This is a genomic window from Chloroflexota bacterium (assembly GCA_014360825.1).
GTDB lineage: Bacteria > Chloroflexota > Anaerolineae > UBA2200 > JACIWT01 > JACIWT01.
Genome location: JACIWT010000009.1, coordinates 23,707 through 40,156, shown reverse-complemented (window position 1 = coordinate 40,156; position 16,450 = coordinate 23,707). Strand labels below are relative to the sequence as shown.

18 protein-coding genes and 1 other annotated feature are annotated in these 16,450 nt (G+C 54.4%); of the genes, 6 read left to right on the top strand and 12 right to left on the bottom strand.

Translation table 11 applies throughout. The features are described 5' to 3' along the window. Nucleotides 1–38 precede the first annotated feature (38 nt). The 8 genes from H5T64_07580 to H5T64_07545 all read right to left on the bottom strand — a co-directional run bounded on the left by H5T64_07580 (nucleotide 39) and on the right by H5T64_07545 (nucleotide 6,989). Nucleotides 39–1,769: a threonine--tRNA ligase gene (locus tag H5T64_07580; GenBank protein ID MBC7264208.1), complete on the bottom strand. Its 1,731-nt coding sequence runs from the start codon at nucleotides 1,767–1,769 to the stop codon at nucleotides 39–41. A 60-nt stretch (nucleotides 1,770–1,829) separates the two neighbouring features. Continuing rightward, nucleotides 1,830–2,069: a binding site (T-box leader), on the bottom strand. Nucleotides 2,070–2,118: 49 nt separating this feature from the next. Next, nucleotides 2,119–3,015 carry a hypothetical protein gene (locus H5T64_07575; protein MBC7264207.1) on the bottom strand — a complete coding sequence of 299 codons (897 nt, stop codon included), beginning with the start codon at nucleotides 3,013–3,015 and terminating at the stop codon, nucleotides 2,119–2,121. A 212-nt stretch (nucleotides 3,016–3,227) separates the two neighbouring features. Beyond that, nucleotides 3,228–3,599 (bottom strand): hypothetical protein, encoded by a 372-nt coding sequence (locus H5T64_07570; GenBank protein MBC7264206.1) that lies wholly within the window; start codon nucleotides 3,597–3,599, stop codon nucleotides 3,228–3,230. Between the two features lie 79 nt (nucleotides 3,600–3,678). Next, nucleotides 3,679–4,137, bottom strand: coding sequence for a 50S ribosomal protein L9 (locus tag H5T64_07565; GenBank protein ID MBC7264205.1), 459 nt, complete (start codon nucleotides 4,135–4,137; stop codon nucleotides 3,679–3,681). A 58-nt stretch (nucleotides 4,138–4,195) separates the two neighbouring features. Further along, entirely contained in the window at nucleotides 4,196–4,729 is a 534-nt protein-coding gene (locus H5T64_07560; protein ID MBC7264204.1) for a hypothetical protein, read from the bottom strand. Nucleotides 4,730–4,841: 112 nt separating this feature from the next. Next, the gene (locus H5T64_07555; protein MBC7264203.1) at nucleotides 4,842–5,855 is read right to left on the bottom strand and encodes an SPFH domain-containing protein; all 1,014 of its coding nucleotides are present in this window, start codon (nucleotides 5,853–5,855) and stop codon (nucleotides 4,842–4,844) included. 48 nt (nucleotides 5,856–5,903) lie between these two features. Then, on the bottom strand, nucleotides 5,904–6,434 hold the full coding sequence (locus tag H5T64_07550; protein MBC7264202.1) for a hypothetical protein: 531 nt from the start codon (nucleotides 6,432–6,434) through the stop codon (nucleotides 5,904–5,906). A 39-nt stretch (nucleotides 6,435–6,473) separates the two neighbouring features. Continuing rightward, nucleotides 6,474–6,989, bottom strand: a complete 516-nt coding sequence (locus tag H5T64_07545; GenBank protein ID MBC7264201.1) for a PCI domain-containing protein — start codon at nucleotides 6,987–6,989, stop codon at nucleotides 6,474–6,476. Between the two features lie 378 nt (nucleotides 6,990–7,367). Here H5T64_07545 and H5T64_07540 point away from each other — a divergent pair, with 378 nt between their 5' ends. The 6 genes from H5T64_07540 to H5T64_07515 all read left to right on the top strand — a co-directional run bounded on the left by H5T64_07540 (nucleotide 7,368) and on the right by H5T64_07515 (nucleotide 12,481). Next, on the top strand, nucleotides 7,368–7,643 hold the full coding sequence (locus H5T64_07540; GenBank protein ID MBC7264200.1) for a hypothetical protein: 276 nt from the start codon (nucleotides 7,368–7,370) through the stop codon (nucleotides 7,641–7,643). Nucleotides 7,644–7,736: 93 nt separating this feature from the next. Next, nucleotides 7,737–9,041 carry an NAD(P)/FAD-dependent oxidoreductase gene (locus H5T64_07535; protein MBC7264199.1) on the top strand — a complete coding sequence of 435 codons (1,305 nt, stop codon included), beginning with the start codon at nucleotides 7,737–7,739 and terminating at the stop codon, nucleotides 9,039–9,041. Nucleotides 9,042–9,302: 261 nt separating this feature from the next. Further along, a complete protein-coding gene (locus H5T64_07530) occupies nucleotides 9,303–10,622 on the top strand; it encodes a UDP-glucose/GDP-mannose dehydrogenase family protein (protein MBC7264198.1) in 1,320 nt (439 codons plus the stop codon). Nucleotides 10,623–10,645: 23 nt separating this feature from the next. Continuing rightward, nucleotides 10,646–11,011: a holo-ACP synthase gene (gene acpS, locus H5T64_07525; GenBank protein MBC7264197.1), complete on the top strand. Its 366-nt coding sequence runs from the start codon at nucleotides 10,646–10,648 to the stop codon at nucleotides 11,009–11,011. A gap of 5 nt (nucleotides 11,012–11,016) precedes the next feature. Continuing rightward, nucleotides 11,017–11,298 (top strand): hypothetical protein, encoded by a 282-nt coding sequence (locus tag H5T64_07520; GenBank protein MBC7264196.1) that lies wholly within the window; start codon nucleotides 11,017–11,019, stop codon nucleotides 11,296–11,298. Further along, nucleotides 11,291–12,481, top strand: coding sequence for a S8 family peptidase (locus H5T64_07515; GenBank protein MBC7264195.1), 1,191 nt, complete (start codon nucleotides 11,291–11,293; stop codon nucleotides 12,479–12,481). Before H5T64_07520 ends, H5T64_07515 begins: the two co-directional genes overlap by 8 nt. Before the next feature lie 199 nt (nucleotides 12,482–12,680). Here H5T64_07515 and H5T64_07510 read toward each other — a convergent pair whose 3' ends face one another. The 4 genes from H5T64_07510 to H5T64_07495 are packed head-to-tail and all read right to left on the bottom strand — an operon-like array spanning nucleotide 12,681 to nucleotide 16,443. Then, entirely contained in the window at nucleotides 12,681–13,022 is a 342-nt protein-coding gene (locus H5T64_07510; GenBank protein ID MBC7264194.1) for a LysM peptidoglycan-binding domain-containing protein, read from the bottom strand. Nucleotides 13,023–13,040: 18 nt separating this feature from the next. Continuing rightward, complete coding sequence (locus tag H5T64_07505) at nucleotides 13,041–14,666, bottom strand: ATP-binding protein (GenBank protein MBC7264193.1); 1,626 nt, start codon at nucleotides 14,664–14,666, stop codon at nucleotides 13,041–13,043. Continuing rightward, nucleotides 14,663–15,262: a hypothetical protein gene (locus tag H5T64_07500; protein MBC7264192.1), complete on the bottom strand. Its 600-nt coding sequence runs from the start codon at nucleotides 15,260–15,262 to the stop codon at nucleotides 14,663–14,665. Before H5T64_07500 ends, H5T64_07505 begins: the two co-directional genes overlap by 4 nt. Next, nucleotides 15,259–16,443, bottom strand: a complete 1,185-nt coding sequence (locus tag H5T64_07495) for a DNA double-strand break repair nuclease NurA (GenBank protein MBC7264191.1) — start codon at nucleotides 16,441–16,443, stop codon at nucleotides 15,259–15,261. The genes H5T64_07500 and H5T64_07495 overlap by 4 nt, the downstream gene beginning before the upstream one ends. Nucleotides 16,444–16,450: the final 7 nt, after the last annotated feature.

Here is a 16,450-nt window from a genome sequence, read left to right as displayed (position 1 = left end):
TGAAGTATACGAAAAACTACAGCACTGCGGAAAAACCGTTACACGTTTGCCCTTTTCTCCACGATCTCCTGTACCATGGCAATGAACTCGTCCAGCGATTGTGGGCCCAGGTTATCTCCTGTGCGCAGTCGCACGGAGACTGTCCCTGCTTTCGCTTCACGGTCGCCGACGACCAACATGTACGGTATCTTCTGGAGCTGGGCATTACGCACTTTGGCGTTCATCCGCTCGCTGGTGTCATCTACCTCAACACGCAGGTCTGCTTTTTCCAGTCGTTGCTTGATCTGGTGGGCGTATTCCGTGTGCCGGTCAGCGATGGGAATGACTTTCACCTGCACTGGCGCAAGCCACGGCGGGAAGGCGCCCGCGTAATGCTCGATCAGCACACCGAAGAAGCGCTCGAGAGAGCCCAGCAGAGCGCGATGCACCATATAGGGCCGATATAATTGTCCGTCTTCACCAGCGAAGGTCATATCGAAACGCTCCGGCAGGTTGAAATCGAACTGGATCGTTGTCATCTGCCACTCGCGCCCGAGTGCATCCTTAATCTTCAAGTCAATTTTGGGTCCATAAAAGGCACCACCGCCTTCATCCACCTGGTAAGGCAGACCTTCCACTTCCAGTGCCTTGCGCAAGGACTGTGTAGCTTGCTCCCAGCGCGCCGGCTCGCCTACCGCCCGCTCTGGTCGCGTAGCCAGGTATGCTTTCACATCTGTAAATCCAAAAGCGCGCCACAGGTGCAGCGAGAAACGTAGCACACGAAGTATTTCGTCCTCAATTTGGGCGGGAGTGCAGAAGATATGCGCGTCGTCTTGAGTGAAGCCGCGCACGCGTAGGAGACCGTGCAGCACGCCACTGCGTTCGTAGCGGTACACCGTGCCCAGTTCCGCCCACCGTAGAGGGAGATCGCGATAGGAACGCGTTCTCGTCTTGTAAATCATGATGTGAAAGGGGCAGTTCATCGGCTTGATGTAGTAATCGACATTGTCAATGTCCATTGGCGAATACATGCTCTCCCGATAGAATTCTAAGTGCCCGGATGTGCGCCACAGCCATGCGCGCCCGATGTGCGGTGTATAGAGGATATCATAGCCGTTAGCGAAGTGTTCCCGGCGCCAGAAATCCTCCACGATGGCTCTGATCCGCCCCCCCTTGGGGTGCCAGTAGATCAACCCAGCCCCGGCCTCTTCGTGCGTGCTGAAAAGATCGAGCTCTCTGCCCAATTTTCGATGGTCGCGTCTTTCGATTTCCTCAAGTCGGTGGAGGTAAGCATCCAATTCCGATTTGCTGGGCCACACTGTGCCGTAGATGCGTTGTAGCATGGGACGTTTCTCATCCCCACGCCAATAGGCTCCCGCGATGTTGAGCAGCCGGAAACCATCGGCTGGGATTTGCCCGGTGTGTTCCACATGTGGGCCCCGGCACAGGTCTGTAAAAGACCCGTTTTTGTAAATAGAAATGATTTCATCGCTCGGCATCTCGGCAATGAGTTCCAATTTGTAGGGCTGGTTCGCGAAGAGTCGTTCGGCCTCTTGGCGCGAAATTTCCTGCCGAATGAAGGGTTGTTTCTCGCCGATAATCCGCCGCATTCGTGCTTCGATCTCCACTAAATCCTCCGGTGTGAGCGGACGTGGCAGGTCAAAGTCATAGTAAAACCCATCCTCAATAGCAGGACCGATCGCCAACTTGGCGTCGGGAAATATCTCCAGCACTGCCTCTGCCATGACGTGCGCTGTCGAGTGTCGCATATTCTCCAGCTCGCTGCTCATTTGTGCCATTGTTTGTACCTCCATCCACCAGATCTCTACGGAAAGAAAAAGCCTCTCACCCCATGGGGCGAGAGGCTTACTCACGCGGTTCCACCCAAGTTGTCCAGAGGCTCAAAGCCTAGGACCCCTCATCGCAGCCGTTAACGGATGGCTTCCGGAGCACCATACTCGGCTTCAAGGCCTTTGAGGTGCTCGCTCCTAGGCGGTTTTCCCTGTTGCCGTACGGTGAGGGCTTTCAGCCCATGACCCCCACTCTCTGTCATCGCACATACAGGTACTCGTCCTAATCATCGCTTTGGTATGTTCTCTTTGCAACGCGATTATAGCACAGAAGGAGCATTTTGACAAGTCAACCGATGCGAATTGACACCCAGTCTGCCACCCGCGCTGCGATTTGCGCCACCAATGAATCTGGTACCCCCTCGACAGCGAGAGATTGGGGGCGCAGGTCAATAGGGTCATTTACATAATCCACCGCTAAAAAGTGCCCATCCCGAGTGCACGCAATCTCGGTAGAGAAAAGGTCCAGTTGGCAAATCCGAGCAATAACCTCCGTCATAACTCGCAATGGCCCCAGCCCAAGACGATACTCCTCTTCCTCTGTTACCTCACGGTAGATGTGGGTCTGCTGGTTCCACCAACATGGGTGAGCATTGTCAACAACATGAATGACGCGAAACCAAGCCGGTTGCCCCTCCAGGAGCACGGGTGTAATCCGCGTCTGAACTAGATAAGCATCTTCGGGGAACAGCATCCGTGCAGCAAGGACCTCAGCCCACGTGTGCGCCTCCGTCAGCACGCCCACACCACCGCCACCATGGGCAGGCTTGATCACGAACGTCTCCCCTAACGGCGACAAATCGGGCTCCGGCAACGCGGGAGCATGGACAAAGGGCGGTAAGATAATAGTATAGGGCGTGTGCAACCCCGCTGCCAGGAACGCAGTGTGCATGTTCACTTTGTCCCAGGCTCGCCTGGCAAAGGGAAAGTCATTGAAGCGATGCGGGATATGTGAGGCGGCCCACGCCACTAAAGGCAAGAAAGCCGGGTCTGCATCTGAGGATCGATCGAAAAAACAATGGAATCCCAGTTCACCTGCTTTTAAGGCCTCCATGACGAGGCCCAAATTATCCGGTCGGACCTGATAAATGGACAGCCCTCGCTTCTGACAGGCTACTTCAAGGAAAGTGGCGAAGGCTGCGTCGTATTCCCAAGTCCAGGCGAACGCTAGATCAAATTTCTGCATCTGTGCTTCCGATCATTTCTACTCAGCGGATATGGTAAAGTGCATTCCTAGAGATGTCAAGTAATAATGGGGATTCTGCCACTCTTTGCGAACACTTGTCCTTCCGCCAGTCCGGAGAGCGCTAGCAAGAAAAAGCCCCGCTCAGGGGCTCAGCAAGGGATCAGGGATAAGATTGGAGACACTATCGGCGAATACAGCTGGCAAGCCAAGGCTCAACCAAATAGACTATCGGGTCCCTCCCTAGACCATAGGGAAGCGAAATCACCGTTGAACTGTTCCAAGAAATTGTGCACGTCTAACACGTCGTCAGCGCTCACGGGAGCCCGTTCCTGGAACGCTGCCCATTCTTCGGCTGTAACGTCTGCAATGATTTCCGGGCTCGCATCCCTCTCACGCAACGCAAGCAGGATGAACCCTTGCGTATTACAATTACTACATGTCACCCGCGAGAACCACACATCGTTGCGATGTCCAAGAATGTGCACGTCGTTAAGAGAATAGTGTTGGCCACAGTTGGCACATTGGAGGTTGGTGATGAGATATTTGATTAGCAGGGGTGGGATAGGTTCCTGCTCTTTACTCATGCTACCTTCTCCCGCAAACTTTGGCCGATACACCTTTCAGCAGTTATTATACTCCAACTCGTTAGGAAACGCAAGGAGATTACGCCTCGCTGCTTTCTTGCTCTACTACCACGGTGATCTCGGGAACCAGTGTGGAAAGCAAACGAATCGGCACTTTATGTGTGCCCAATTGTCGGATGGGCTCCTCCAGCATGATCTTGCGTTTATCGAACGGTAGGCCGGTTTTCGCCTCTAACTCAGCAGCGATATCGCCCCGCGTGATCGAGCCATACAGACGCCCTGTTTCCCCGGCTTTCACTTTGAACGTTAGCATGATACCCGCCAATTTCGCTGCCAGTGCTGTCGCGTCGCTGCGGATGCGCTCCTCCTTGGCTTCCTCGATTTGCCGCTTCACCCGCAGGTCTTTGAGCACCCCCTCAGTCGCAATCACGGCCAGCCCGCGTGGTATCAAATAGTTGCGAGCATATCCGTCAGCGACTTTCTTGACCTCTCCGGCTTCGCCTAAGCGTTTGATATCTTTAAGTAGAATGACTTCCACGCTTCGCTCACCTCTCATGACTACGAATCTACGAACTGTACCCCTGCCTCGTCATTGCTCATGAGCGAGCCTGGTCTTGCAAACGCTCGGCTCGCTCTTGCTCCGAGACCTTCTCCCGCTCGCGGAAGTGAATGATTTCCCAAGCCCGAATGTAATCCAGCGTTGCGATCGCCAGCCGCCTGGCATCGAATTCCGGCAGGAGCAGTGCCAATTCTGCCGCAGGCTTTCCCACCATTCTCACCGCCCCCGCTCCCATACGTTCTCCCGGCCCCTGTTCCAGACGCAGCACATAGGGATTGCGGTAGTTCTTATCCTTCACTAATGAGAGAACACGGGCCACGAGGTTGCCTTCTTTATCGGGACTGCCCTTGTAATCCTTCCACTCCGTGAACGTACCAAGCAAAATGTCCCAGCAGACGACCTTGAAGGCGTCAGGGTCCACAAAATGACGCAGGGTGGTCCGGGCTTTGTTGTCTGGCCCATATTCCAACAATGTGATGGCGATTTTGTTGCGCTTAGGATCCAGCGAGAGATGATCGCTCAGGGCCAGGATCTTATCTTTCGTGACATAGCGGAAGAATCGGACAGACATGATGTCACTCTCGTCTCAAAAAGCGTATACTATCCCTCGCCTTAGGAGCGCCGCCGAAGGGCGTCTCTCCAAGCAAGAACTTTGTCCTTACCCCAAGTAGGGTCTGGTTGATTCATCCCAGTTCAGCCAGTTTCTTCTCCCACTTGGCACGTAGTTCTTTGTAGGTGGCTTCCGATATTTCGCCCGCTGCCAGGCGCATATCCAGATTGTCGAGCGTGGCCTGAACTTGAGCCTTGGTCAAAGCACCTGGCGCTGCGGCTTCCTGCTTTCCTGCCTGAATGGCGGAACTGATGGCGCTGGCCATTGCCGCTCCCATACCTACGCCTGCGCCAAGCCCCACACCCGCGCTAGTCAAGTCGCCTGCACCGCCAGCAGCCGCCGCCGTGCCCATGGCCTGGGCTGCCTTGAACTGCAGGTACTTCTGCATATCACCAATTGCACCCATGGCCGCACGCTCGTCAATGGCCTTTACCGTCTCTTCTGTGGCATTGATAGAATTGACGAAGAACGCTTTGAGATCAATGCCCAGCGCCGCGAAGTCATCCGCCAGTTTGGCCCGCACGCCCGCACCGATTTCCTCGTATAGGCGCGGCAGGTCAAACAGCGATTTGTTGATCTCACCCAAGAGGTCGGTGAGCCTAGTAACGATGATGCTGCGCAGGTAACTTTCGATCTGGCCAGTCTGGTAGATACCTCGCACGCCGACGATCTTGTTCACGAAAAGTTGCGGATCGCTGATCTGCAGTGAATATGTGCCGAAAGCGCCGAGCCGCACCATACCCAGCTCGCTATCCCGCAGAGCGATCGGTTCCGGCGTACCCCACTTCATATCAACGAATTCCCGCAGGTTCACAAAATAGACCTCGGTGGTGAAGGGGGATTTGTCGCTAAACAGTTTGCCCAGCAGGCCAATCAAGAGCGGGATATTCGCAGTGGTCAGGGTATGGCGACCGGGGCCAAAGGTATCCAGGGCCTTGCCATCACGGAAAAACACTGCCGCTTGGCTCTCGCGCACAACGAGTTGCGAGCCAATACGGATATCACCAGAGCCTGTAGGCGGCCAGCGGTACACCATATCACGACCGCCAGTGTCAGGCCATTCCACAACATCAAATACACGTGCCATTTGCTCCCTCCTCGGTAATGGCGGAAAGGCGCTCCTAAGCACCTCCCACTATGTTTTGCTAGTTTCCAATATCACATCTTGGCGACGGTTAAACGTCTCATTCAGCTCTTCCAGCAACTTGATCAAAGCATTGGCAGATTGGCTGACATCCTCTTCTTTCGATGCCGCTTCCTCCAATTCATTGATCAGATCTTCCACCTGCTTCACTCCGTCCCACAAACCCAGGTCGAAGTTGTATAACGCATCCAGTTCTGCCTCTTCGACTTTCACAGCATCGAAAAAACCGGCATAGCCATAAGCGGCCACCTTCAGGCGGTCAGTGAGCAATTGGAGCTTCAGCATTGCCCGCTCTAGCATAACTACTGCTGCCAACCGCCCCGTGGTGGTCAATGTGTATTGGATGCTGCTTAGACGGCGACGTTGTTTGTCGAACCCCGCGGCCAGTTGGTTGCGCAGTAGTTTATCTGCCTCACGGCGTAACTCTTTCTCTTTGTAACCCTGGTATCCTGGCAGATTGGCCACTAATTTTTCCAGAGCATTGCGCCCCGATTCCATTTTCTCTCGCAGATTGCCCTTCATATTCAATTTTCCTCCCTTGGTAGCAAGATAATATGCATCTTACAAGAACAACTCTGAACCGCAATAGGGGCACTTCACAATGCCCTGACCCACCAATTCCCGTTCTCCGCCGCAGTTGGGACACTTCGTGGTACGCATCTCGGCCGCCGATTTGGCGTAGAGAATGCCGTCGTTCCAGTTGATGTATCCAGTAAAAAGCCCTTTCCCCACTAAATCGTAGATATAATTTTGCACTGCATCGCGAGATAGACCAAGTTCAATGGCTGCCTCAGAGACGCTGATTTTACCTTGAGTCTGCACCATGTTCAGCAACTTCTTCTCTTTAGCGACTTCAGCCAGTTCTCGGGCCTCTGAGCGACCTTGCACAAAAAGGAAGATCCCCGCACCTATGAGGGGAAGGGCTATAACCATCGCCAAAATCAGGCCCAGCAAGAAACCAGAGCGGTAGAGTCGCCCCTCTGCCAGGCCAGAAAAAAGCCACCCCGTGATCGCCAGCCCGATAACCAACCCTAAGGCCATAAGAATAAGACCGATAGCGCGACCTTGTCCAAGCATAGTAGCGTCTCCTGAAGGCAATGACCGCGTCTCGCTTATAGGCATTCTACACGAGATTCTAGTTTTGGCAAATAGAGCATCTGTCATTTGGCTATACGCAGGCGTGAAGAAAAGGTCGCGCTAAGACGAACATTTAGGAAACTCCGCGCGCCACGCGTCATTGACAAATGGAGTCAAACCGGTTATACTGGGGATACTGGAGAATGACCTTTTTGGCAGACCCAGGAGGGCACTTGGTGGACGATAGTGCACGAAATATGGCAGTGTGGTTGCAGGAGACACTAGGCCACCGCGGCGAGGTGTCTCTTTTATTTACGAGAGATCCGGGTCACGGATCGCCGACCCGTGGATATAGATCAGCACAAGGAGGCTGTAGAAATGGACTCCGGGATGATCAGCAAAATTCAGAAAGCCAGACTTTACGCCGAACAGCGGGATCGCATACAGTTCGAGGAATTCGCAGTGACCTTCCGAGGTGAGCACGATACTCACCGCATCACATATCGCCGCGGAAATTGGAATTGCACTTGCCGCTTCTTCTCACAGCGAGGAGTATGCAGCCACACGATGGCTTTGGAGAAAGTGCTGGAGAAGATGTTGAAATCAGCACCTGTGCCAGCCACGGGGATTACAGAGAACCAAACGACACGTTGAAGCATCATCCAAAAATACTGTTGAGCCAAATGATTTCCTCTGTTGCGCGCTCAGTGCTCTCCGTTTTCCTCTTGATACCGAGAAGGTGAAGCCATGGATGAGGGTCATGCCCCACGAGTGGGTATTATCGGTGGCGGATTGACGGGACTGACCGCTGCTTATGAACTCACCAAACTGAGGTATCGCGTCACTGTGTACGAAGCGAGCGACCAACTAGGTGGGCTGGGCTCGGGTTTCAAAGCCAGCGGCTGGGATTGGCATTTGGATCGCTTCTATCACCACCTTTTTCAGTCGGATTGGGCAGTGCAGCACCTGAGCAGAGAGGTCGGAGCAAAGTTCTTCTTCCGCACCCCCGTCACTGCGCTTTGGTATCAAGGCCATCTCTACCCCTTCGATCGCCCGACCGCTATCTTAAGATTCCCCCACCTCACCTGGATGCAGAAATTCCGTTTCGGCTTGGTAACGTTGTATCTGCGGCTTCTGCGCAATTGGTCACCGCTGGAGCGAACGACGGCCCACGAGTGGCTATTACGCGCCCTAGGCCCGGAAATATATGAGATCATCTGGCAACCCCTTTTGACGGGCAAATTCCCCAAAGATTGGCAGCGAGTGAACATGGCCTGGTTTTGGGCACGGGTACATAAACGCAGCACGGCTTTGGGATACTACGTGGGTGGTTTCCAAGCGCTGATGGAGAAGATAGCCGAGCATGTCCGCAATCGAGGAGGTGAAATCCACCTGCGCACACCTGTGCATCGCATCACGGCGCAGGAAAACGGTATTGTCCTCCAAACAGACGGCAGTGAGATGCGCTTCGATCGCGTGATCGCCACCGTGCCGGCAGCGGTGATGGCAGACTTAGCGCCTGATTTGCCCGCTGACTATATGACTAAAGTGTGCAGCATGGAGACAGTAGGCGCCCAGGTGCTCATCCTCGCCCTCAAATATCCTCTGACAGAAGGGTTCTACTGGCTGAACCTACCCTTGGGCGAATTTCCCTTCTTGGCCTTGGTAGAGCACACGAACTACATAGATTCAGAGTACTACGGCGGAGACCACATCATCTATCTGGGCGATTACCCGTCGCGGGACGACCCGCGCTACCAAATGACGAAAGAGGATTTGCTGAACCTCTATCTCCCAGCCTTGCGGCGCTTCAACCCTTCTTTCACTCCCGATTGGATTCGCGATAGTTGGCTCTGCCGGGAGCCCTATGCTCAGCCTGTGGTACCAGTGAACTACTCGCAGCAGATCCCCTCAATACGCACACCCATCCCTGGCCTCTACTTAGCCACCATGAGCCAGGTATACCCATGGGACCGGGGCAGCAATTACGCTGTAGAACTTGGCCAAGAGGTGGCGCGTTTATTACACGAAGACGCGATTCGTCACCGATGAAATGTCCCTTTTGAGAAATTGGCTATCGCGACGATTTTTGTGCTCTCATTTTGCCCTGACCCCACTCTGTGATAAAATTTTTGTTTGTAGAATATCAATTGCTTGTGGGGGCCTGCAAGGATTACCCAAATAAGTATGGCAGCCCAACACGCAGTCTTGGCATTTGATTTCTACCTGCAGGAGTTAGTTGGTTTGCTCTTCACTCGCTGGTCTTAACGCCTAATTTGGCAGTACACTACATTCAACTCGGAGGCACATTCAATGAGCAATATCTGTGTGATCGGCGTAGGCTATGTGGGACTGGTAACCGGCGCATGCCTAGCCGACTTGGGCAACAAGGTCATTTGCCTGAACCGCAACAAGGAGAAGGCCGACAATCTCAAGAAGGGCATATTGCCCATCTATGAGCCTGGCTTAGAAGAAATTGTCCGCCGCAACAATGAGGCCAGACGCTTGGACTTCACCACCTCCTGGGACGAAGGGATGAAAGACGCAGAGTTCGTTTTCATCGCCGTGGGCACGCCATCGGGCAGCGAGGGCGAGGCTGACCTGACCAATGTCGCTTTCTCGGCCCAGGAGATCGCCAAGCGCCTCACCCGACCCATTATTATCATCAACAAGAGCACCGTCCCCATTGGCACAGGTGACTTGGTATCCGATATCATCAACGAGCACAAACAGAACGACGTTGAGTTCGCTGTGGTCTCCAATCCCGAGTTTTTGCGAGAGGGTTCGGCGGTGTACGATTTCATGAACCCAGACCGCATTGTTCTGGGCTCAACGAACCCCCAAGCGGCAAAAAGGGTGGCGGAACTCTATGCTCCGCTGAATGCCGAGGTTATTATCACCGACCTGAGAACAGCGGAGATGATCAAATACGCTTCCAATGCCTTCCTGGCTACCAAGATCTCCTTCATCAACGAAATGGCGAACATCTGTGAAGCAGTGGGCGCTGATGTGCGCGAGGTAGCCCGAGGGATGGGCGCTGACAAGCGCATCGGGCCAGCTTTCCTGGGCGCAGGAATCGGCTGGGGTGGAAGTTGTTTCCCCAAGGATGTGCGGGCGCTGGTCCATATTGCCGCCACCCATGGTTGCCACCCGCAGATGTTGCGTGCCGTTATGGACATCAATTACGATCAACGTAAGCGGGTCATCGCCAAACTGCGCGACATCTTGGGGGGCTATCGAGGTAAAACCATCGGGATCTGGGGCTTGGCTTTTAAGCCCAACACCGATGATATGCGTGATGCCCCATCCATCGAAGTAATACACCTCATCCAAAACGAGGGCGGCACAGTCAAGGCCTACGACCCTCAGGCCATGGGTACAGCCAAACACTATCTCAAGGACGTGGTCTATTGCGAGGACCCCTATGAGGTCGCTGAGAATGCGGATGCAGTGATCTTAGTTACCGAGTGGAATGAGTTCAAACAACTGGATCTGGTACGCATCCGTGACAGCATGAAACAACCGGTGTTTTTCGACGCGCGCAATGTATACGAACCAGAAAGAATGCGCGAGATGGGCTTCATCTACCGCTGCATCGGACGCGGCTACGACCCCAATGGGCGACCTTTGTAAACAAGTGCAGAAATAGGTTCGCAATGGTCCGTGTAGGCGTGGACATCATCGAGATAGAGCGCATTGAGCGAGTGATCGCCCGCTGGGGAGATCGTTTTTTGAAACGAGTTTACACACCCGCGGAGGTAGCGTACAGCCGGGGGCACGTGCCCGAGTTGGCAGCACGTTTTGCTGCCAAAGAGGCCGTATCCAAAGCCCTGGGCACAGGGATGCAAGGCATCTCCTGGCGCGAGATGGAAATTCTTGGTGATGAACGCGGCAAGCCACTAGTACGCTTGCATGGACAAGCGCAGGCGCGCGCCGAATACCTGGGATTGACAGAACTTGACGTCAGCCTTTCCCATTCCTGCGAGAATGCAGTAGCGATGGTCGTCGCCATGGGGAGTTGAGATACATGGGTGTAATAGAGCTAAACCTGGTGCGCAAACTGGAAGAGGGTGGGACTTTTCCGGTGAGGCTTATCGTGCGCGTCAAGGGGGATATAGAAGAGCAGGCAGCCCGTTTAGAAGCAATGGGTTGCCATGTACTCAGCCGCCTGTGGCTTATCAACGCCGTGGCAATGGAATGTACTTCCGCCCAGGCACTTCGTCTCGCCGAGGAGCCTTGGGTCGAGCGAATTGAGCCGGACTCAGTGGTCAGTGCTCAGGAGTGGGGAATAGGGAACGATTATGAATGAGAAAATCTCACCGGGCCTCGTAGCCGCAATGGCGGAACCCAGCAGGGCCATTGAAAAGAAACGCATCATCGTGAAATATAGACCGGAGGTGGGAGTCCAGGCTAGGTTTGTAGCAGGCATCGCTGCAGTGCAACACCTTCAGCTGATCCCAGCGGCAGCGATGAAGGCCTCAGACGAACAGATCAGGCGAATTGCCGCTGACCCCACAGTCGAATACATTTGGGAAGACCTTATTGTGTACACCTGCCTGGACGTTTCTGTGCCCCATATCCAAGTGCCGAAGGTGTGGGCCGCGGGCTTCACTGGTACCGGTATTCCCATTGCTATCGTGGACACGGGCATTGACCCACTGCACCCGGATTTCGCTGGGCGCATCGCCGGTAAAATCAGTTTCGCGGGGCCCAGTCCTGATGACGACAACGGCCACGGCACCCACGTAGCAGGCATTGCGGCAGGGGCGGGAGCAAAATACCGCGGCGTCGCACCTGGAGCAAGCATCTATGCGGCAAAGGTACTGGCTGCCGACGGCACAGGCTATATGAGCCAAGTGATACAAGGGCTCGATTGGGCATGGCAGCAGGGTGTAAAGGTCGTCAATCTTTCGCTGGGCAGCCCAGGCCCCTCGGATGGCACAGACGCTCTGTCCACTGCCTGCAACGAATTGGTCAACAGGGGAATCGTCGTCTGTGTGGCGGCAGGCAATTTCGGGCCCGGCGCCTCCACGATAGGAGCACCCGGAGCCGCAGAGAATGTGATCACAGTAGGCGCTACAGATGATAACGACAATCTAGCCAGTTTTTCCAGCCGTGGTCCAACCAGTGATGGCCGCTTGAAGCCAGACATCGTCCTACCCGGTGTTGCTATTATTTCATGCCGTGCCAAAGGGACGACGATGGGCACACCCATAGATGCGAATTACACCCAGGCCGCGGGCACGAGCATGGCAACCCCCCACGCCACCGGGATCGCAGCACTACTATTACAGGCATACCCCACCCTGAGCCCCACGGATATCAAGGCTCGCCTCAAGAAAGCGGCAGTAGACCTGGGTCTGGACCCTAACAGCCAAGGAGCTGGCCGCACTGATGCGTATCTAGCCTATAAGGACGAGAGTCCACCCCCTGGGCCAACGCCGCCCGGCCCTGGATGCCTAATTGGCCTGCTGAGAACGCTGGGGCTGTGATTGAGAAGGAAAACTGGGGGTCGTCATTAATTGATACCCCCAGTTCTGATTTTACACGCCTACAATTACCCCCAAGATGGGGTTTTGAAGCCTTTGAGATGTATGTAACTGTGTACCCCCTCTATGCACAACTAGAGACCAGCAAGGCTGTTTGGAGTTAGACCTCCTTTTTGCCGCGCTTATGTCCGGTGAAAGCGATCTACGGCTGTATCTTTGGTTCGGGGATAAGAAGTTCCTGGCCCGGGACGATATCATCGGGCTCGTCCAGACCATTGAAGTAGAGGATGCCCCAGAGTCGCTTGGCATCACCATAGAATTTGCGCGCGATACTGGCCATGGTGTCGCCTTCTTGCACAGTGTAGGGAACAAGACGTTCACCCCAATCACCCAGCCATTGGTCAATGAATCGGCGTGAGAGTTCACTCATGGAGAGGTTCTCAAACGCCGCCCGGGCTTTGAAACGGCGGAACTGCTCCCTTTCCACCGAGATCAGTAAGCGATGATAATCTGCTTTGCTACCCTTTCCTCGTGCTGCTCCCATATTGCTAGCTCCTTTTCATCACTTTTGTGGTCCATAGAGGTCCATTACGTCTTCTTTCACATCACGGCGGGCTGTGAGGGTGGCATAAAAGTTCTCATCATAGTTTCTGGTGCGCACCACCACGGGCATCGGCACTGCATGGCCGATCATCACAACTTCCTGCCTTGTATCCAAACTCGCCAAGGCACTACGAACGGTCTCACGACTAGCCACCCCTGTCAATACGGCATCAATATCCCGCTGTTCAGTGAGTTTTCCGCTGACGCGGGTGCCCAATTGTGACATTACCTCAGTATCAATCCCGCTCGGACGTTGGTCAATTACCAGGAGGGTGACGTTATATTTGCGCATTTCACGGGCGATGGTACCAAAAATGGTTTGTCGTGATACTGCCGGGTTCAAAAACTTGTGTGCCTCTTCGATAGTGATCATCAGTTGACGTGGGCGGTCGGCTTCGTCTCGCGTCTCTTCAAACCTACGCATCTTCTCTTCGTACAATTTGCGTACCCGGCGAGTGATGAGATTCGCCACCAAGATGTAGTCCAGAACGCTGTTATGCCGCCCGAAAGTCAGGATAATATGCTGGCCAGTATCCAGGGTATTCACCATGTCATCTATCACCGAGAAAGGTGCCTCCGGCACAATGTACGGTTGGCGACCAATGCGTTTCAGATTGCGCTGAAGAGCAGCCACAGAGCCAGGATGGGCGCCACTCGTCGCGCAGAATTCCTCCAACTCCACAGGTTCCATGCTCAGCAACCGCTGGAGCCACGACTCCTTATACTGATCGGAGAGCAAGCCTATTGTGGCTTCTGTGGTCTGACGCAGATTCAACTCTTCGGCCAGGAGCACCACATCCTGAGCCTCAATTTGGTTTAAGCCTATCTTCAGCACCACATCTACATTGCGACCGCGCTGGGCCTGGTCCCTCTCATCCAGCGAATAAACTCGTACTCGCGAACCAAAGAGTTGCCGTAAGCCTTTCACCCACCTCTTGTCCTCGGTCTGCTTATCGAAAGCGTACTCGTCGTGCATATCAAAGATAAGGTTAACCGCCACGCCAGATTGGATAATGCCACAAAGCAGGAGCCTGGCCAGGAAACTCTTACCTGTGCCCGATTGGCCGAAAATGCCACTGGAGCGCTCAGCAAAGCGGTCGAGCCGGAGGCAGATCGGGATATCCATAGTCAGTGGCGTTCCCATGGCGAAGTAGTTGCGCTGGCTCTCATTGCCGAAAACTGTGGCGAAATCCACCTCATTTGCCTCGCGCAGAATAGCGAAGTGCATCGGTATAGTACGCACAGGCTGTGGCCTCGTCTCTTCCTGCTGCAATGTCAAACTCTCGTAATCAACCTTCTCCATCATTAGTAGAGGGCGCACGACGACGGTACCATAGGCATTCGTGCCAGCCAACGCCCTCCTGACGAGAGAGGACGCATCGCGCGGTGGGTCTACCAACAGTCGCGGATCGGAAGTGGCCAATTCCATGTCTTCTACCAGGCTGAAATACAGATTCTGCTCACCTTCCACAACGACGAAATCGCCAATGCGCAGGTTTTCGGTGGATACATCGGGGTCCAGTCGCACCGTTAACCCGGTATTATAGGCCCCTGAAGTTACCACGCCCAATCTTGTACCTTTCATATTTCACCCTCTGGCTCAATAGCATATAGAACGGTCATAAGCGATTCGGAATTCGTTTTAAGCAACGCGGCCACCTCGCGCGCCGCCACTTCCAGCCAATTTCTATCGCGCCCTCGCAACTCGTAAACCTGGCGGATGTGGGCGGCAAGTAACTGCTCTACCGGCACTTCACCTGTGGCAGTAAGCAGCAACCGAAGGTAACGGAGATTTGCGCTGAATCGCTTGACCTCTTCGGCTTCACATGCGTGTACGGAGAAGTGGAGCGGTGGGGGTTGGGGGGGCAAATGCTGATACACATGTCCTTCACGGCGATAGCCCACGAAAACAGCGGCGAATTCTGTGCGTAAGATGTGCTCCAATTCCGGGTGTGCAGCGTAAATGCGCTCGTCTTGTAGATCCTCGGTTCCTCGTCGCACCGCATGACGGCTTGGGTCTAGACCCGCTGTCCTACCGTGTGACACAACGGCATAGATATCTATAGATTCGCCTGGCAACCGAACCGAAACCAGGCTACCCAATGCGGGAGGGCGGTTCAACTCAAAACTTTCAGCCCACAAGCCGGTGGAACTCGTCTCGATGATTTCACCGACTCTCATACTCCCCTTCTCCTTTTGCTGATATCTTTGGCCCCTCGCGCGTGTATGATATTCCGTTCTGCCAGCGCCCGTTCGATCATCTCCTCCAGTAAACGGTGCTCGGCGGTGTGGATCACTGCTTGCTCGTGAGCCTCCTGTAATGCCGGTGGATAAGGCGGGTGATCTGGGCTGCGTCGACACTGGTCTACAATCAGCGCGTGCACGAGATCCAGCATCTCTTCATCGCCAGCCACCCAGGCAGGCACTTCTACCCGTGATATCTCTCCCCCCACATTCAGATAGAAAAACCGCACTCTGTGTTGTCGATAGCCTTGCAAGATCGCCGACTGGCTCTCGAACAAGTCTGTGCGCTCGCCCGGGTCCAACAGGTTCGCTAATAGAGCATAATCGCGGATGCTCGCCAAGCCCATACAAAGTTCTTGAGCCCCCGTTGGGGCTTGCGCACAAGCCTTGCAGTTCCTCGGTCGACGCCCGCACAGCCAAATGCGCAGGGCATTCACCAAGTCTTGGGCATCGGTGTGACTGATATAACTGGCAATTGGGACGCCCAAACTTCGGAACCCATCTAGGCTATCAAGAAAATCTCCCACGAACTTTTGCCGTACCTCTCGCACCTCGTTCTGAATCGGCCACAGGATCAGGGAGCCGTCGTACAGTGCGATCGCAGGTTTTTCCACACCTTGGACTACCCTTAGCAGATAGCCTAATTCTTCAACCGCCATCTTTGCCCCCAACCTTGCGGCCTCAATGGGTCCGTCACGGCTTTCAGGCAACGCGTAGAGCTCCTCATCACGAAAATACAGCCTTGTCTCAGAATCAAGCACCGCGCCGGGATGCGCGCCATAAGTGAGTGCCGCGCAGCCGGTGTTAATAACAAAGAAGGGCATTAGACCATAACGTTGAGGTGGGATAGCAGAGCCATCTGCAGCGACCACACTGAAATCCTGTGGCGGCTTAGGAGCAGCGAACTTGCCATTGAGAGTGCCGATAGGCCGGGCGACTAGCCAAGGGGTGCGTTCCGCGGTCCCTTTCTGTTCGTCTATTTTGTGACGTAGGAGTTCGGGGTCTATTGCGTGCAACAGTTCCAGTGCCCGCTCTATGTAGGCCTGGCGCTCAGGAGTGGTAGCCTGTCGCGCCATTTCCAAAATGCTCTGACTGATTTCCCCCAACTTCAGCGGCACCGTTCAC

What these genes read in the sequence shown, in the direction of transcription:
- H5T64_07570 (MBC7264206.1), bottom strand. Translation starts at nt 3,599, where the DNA reads ATGAGTAAAGAGCAGGAACCTATCCCACCCCTGCTAATCAAATATCTC.
- H5T64_07530 (MBC7264198.1), top strand. Translation starts at nt 9,303, where the DNA reads ATGAGCAATATCTGTGTGATCGGCGTAGGCTATGTGGGACTGGTAACC.
- H5T64_07545 (MBC7264201.1), bottom strand. Translation starts at nt 6,989, where the DNA reads ATGCTTGGACAAGGTCGCGCTATCGGTCTTATTCTTATGGCCTTAGGG.
- H5T64_07575 (MBC7264207.1), bottom strand. Translation starts at nt 3,015, where the DNA reads ATGCAGAAATTTGATCTAGCGTTCGCCTGGACTTGGGAATACGACGCA.
- H5T64_07535 (MBC7264199.1), top strand. Translation starts at nt 7,737, where the DNA reads ATGGATGAGGGTCATGCCCCACGAGTGGGTATTATCGGTGGCGGATTG.
- H5T64_07515 (MBC7264195.1), top strand. Translation starts at nt 11,291, where the DNA reads ATGAATGAGAAAATCTCACCGGGCCTCGTAGCCGCAATGGCGGAACCC.
- H5T64_07560 (MBC7264204.1), bottom strand. Translation starts at nt 4,729, where the DNA reads ATGTCTGTCCGATTCTTCCGCTATGTCACGAAAGATAAGATCCTGGCC.
- H5T64_07540 (MBC7264200.1), top strand. Translation starts at nt 7,368, where the DNA reads ATGGACTCCGGGATGATCAGCAAAATTCAGAAAGCCAGACTTTACGCC.
- acpS (MBC7264197.1), top strand. Translation starts at nt 10,646, where the DNA reads ATGGTCCGTGTAGGCGTGGACATCATCGAGATAGAGCGCATTGAGCGA.
- H5T64_07555 (MBC7264203.1), bottom strand. Translation starts at nt 5,855, where the DNA reads ATGGCACGTGTATTTGATGTTGTGGAATGGCCTGACACTGGCGGTCGT.
- H5T64_07510 (MBC7264194.1), bottom strand. Translation starts at nt 13,022, where the DNA reads ATGGGAGCAGCACGAGGAAAGGGTAGCAAAGCAGATTATCATCGCTTA.
- H5T64_07500 (MBC7264192.1), bottom strand. Translation starts at nt 15,262, where the DNA reads ATGAGAGTCGGTGAAATCATCGAGACGAGTTCCACCGGCTTGTGGGCT.
- H5T64_07550 (MBC7264202.1), bottom strand. Translation starts at nt 6,434, where the DNA reads ATGAAGGGCAATCTGCGAGAGAAAATGGAATCGGGGCGCAATGCTCTG.
- H5T64_07580 (MBC7264208.1), bottom strand. Translation starts at nt 1,769, where the DNA reads ATGAGCAGCGAGCTGGAGAATATGCGACACTCGACAGCGCACGTCATG.
- H5T64_07505 (MBC7264193.1), bottom strand. Translation starts at nt 14,666, where the DNA reads ATGAAAGGTACAAGATTGGGCGTGGTAACTTCAGGGGCCTATAATACC.
- H5T64_07520 (MBC7264196.1), top strand. Translation starts at nt 11,017, where the DNA reads ATGGGTGTAATAGAGCTAAACCTGGTGCGCAAACTGGAAGAGGGTGGG.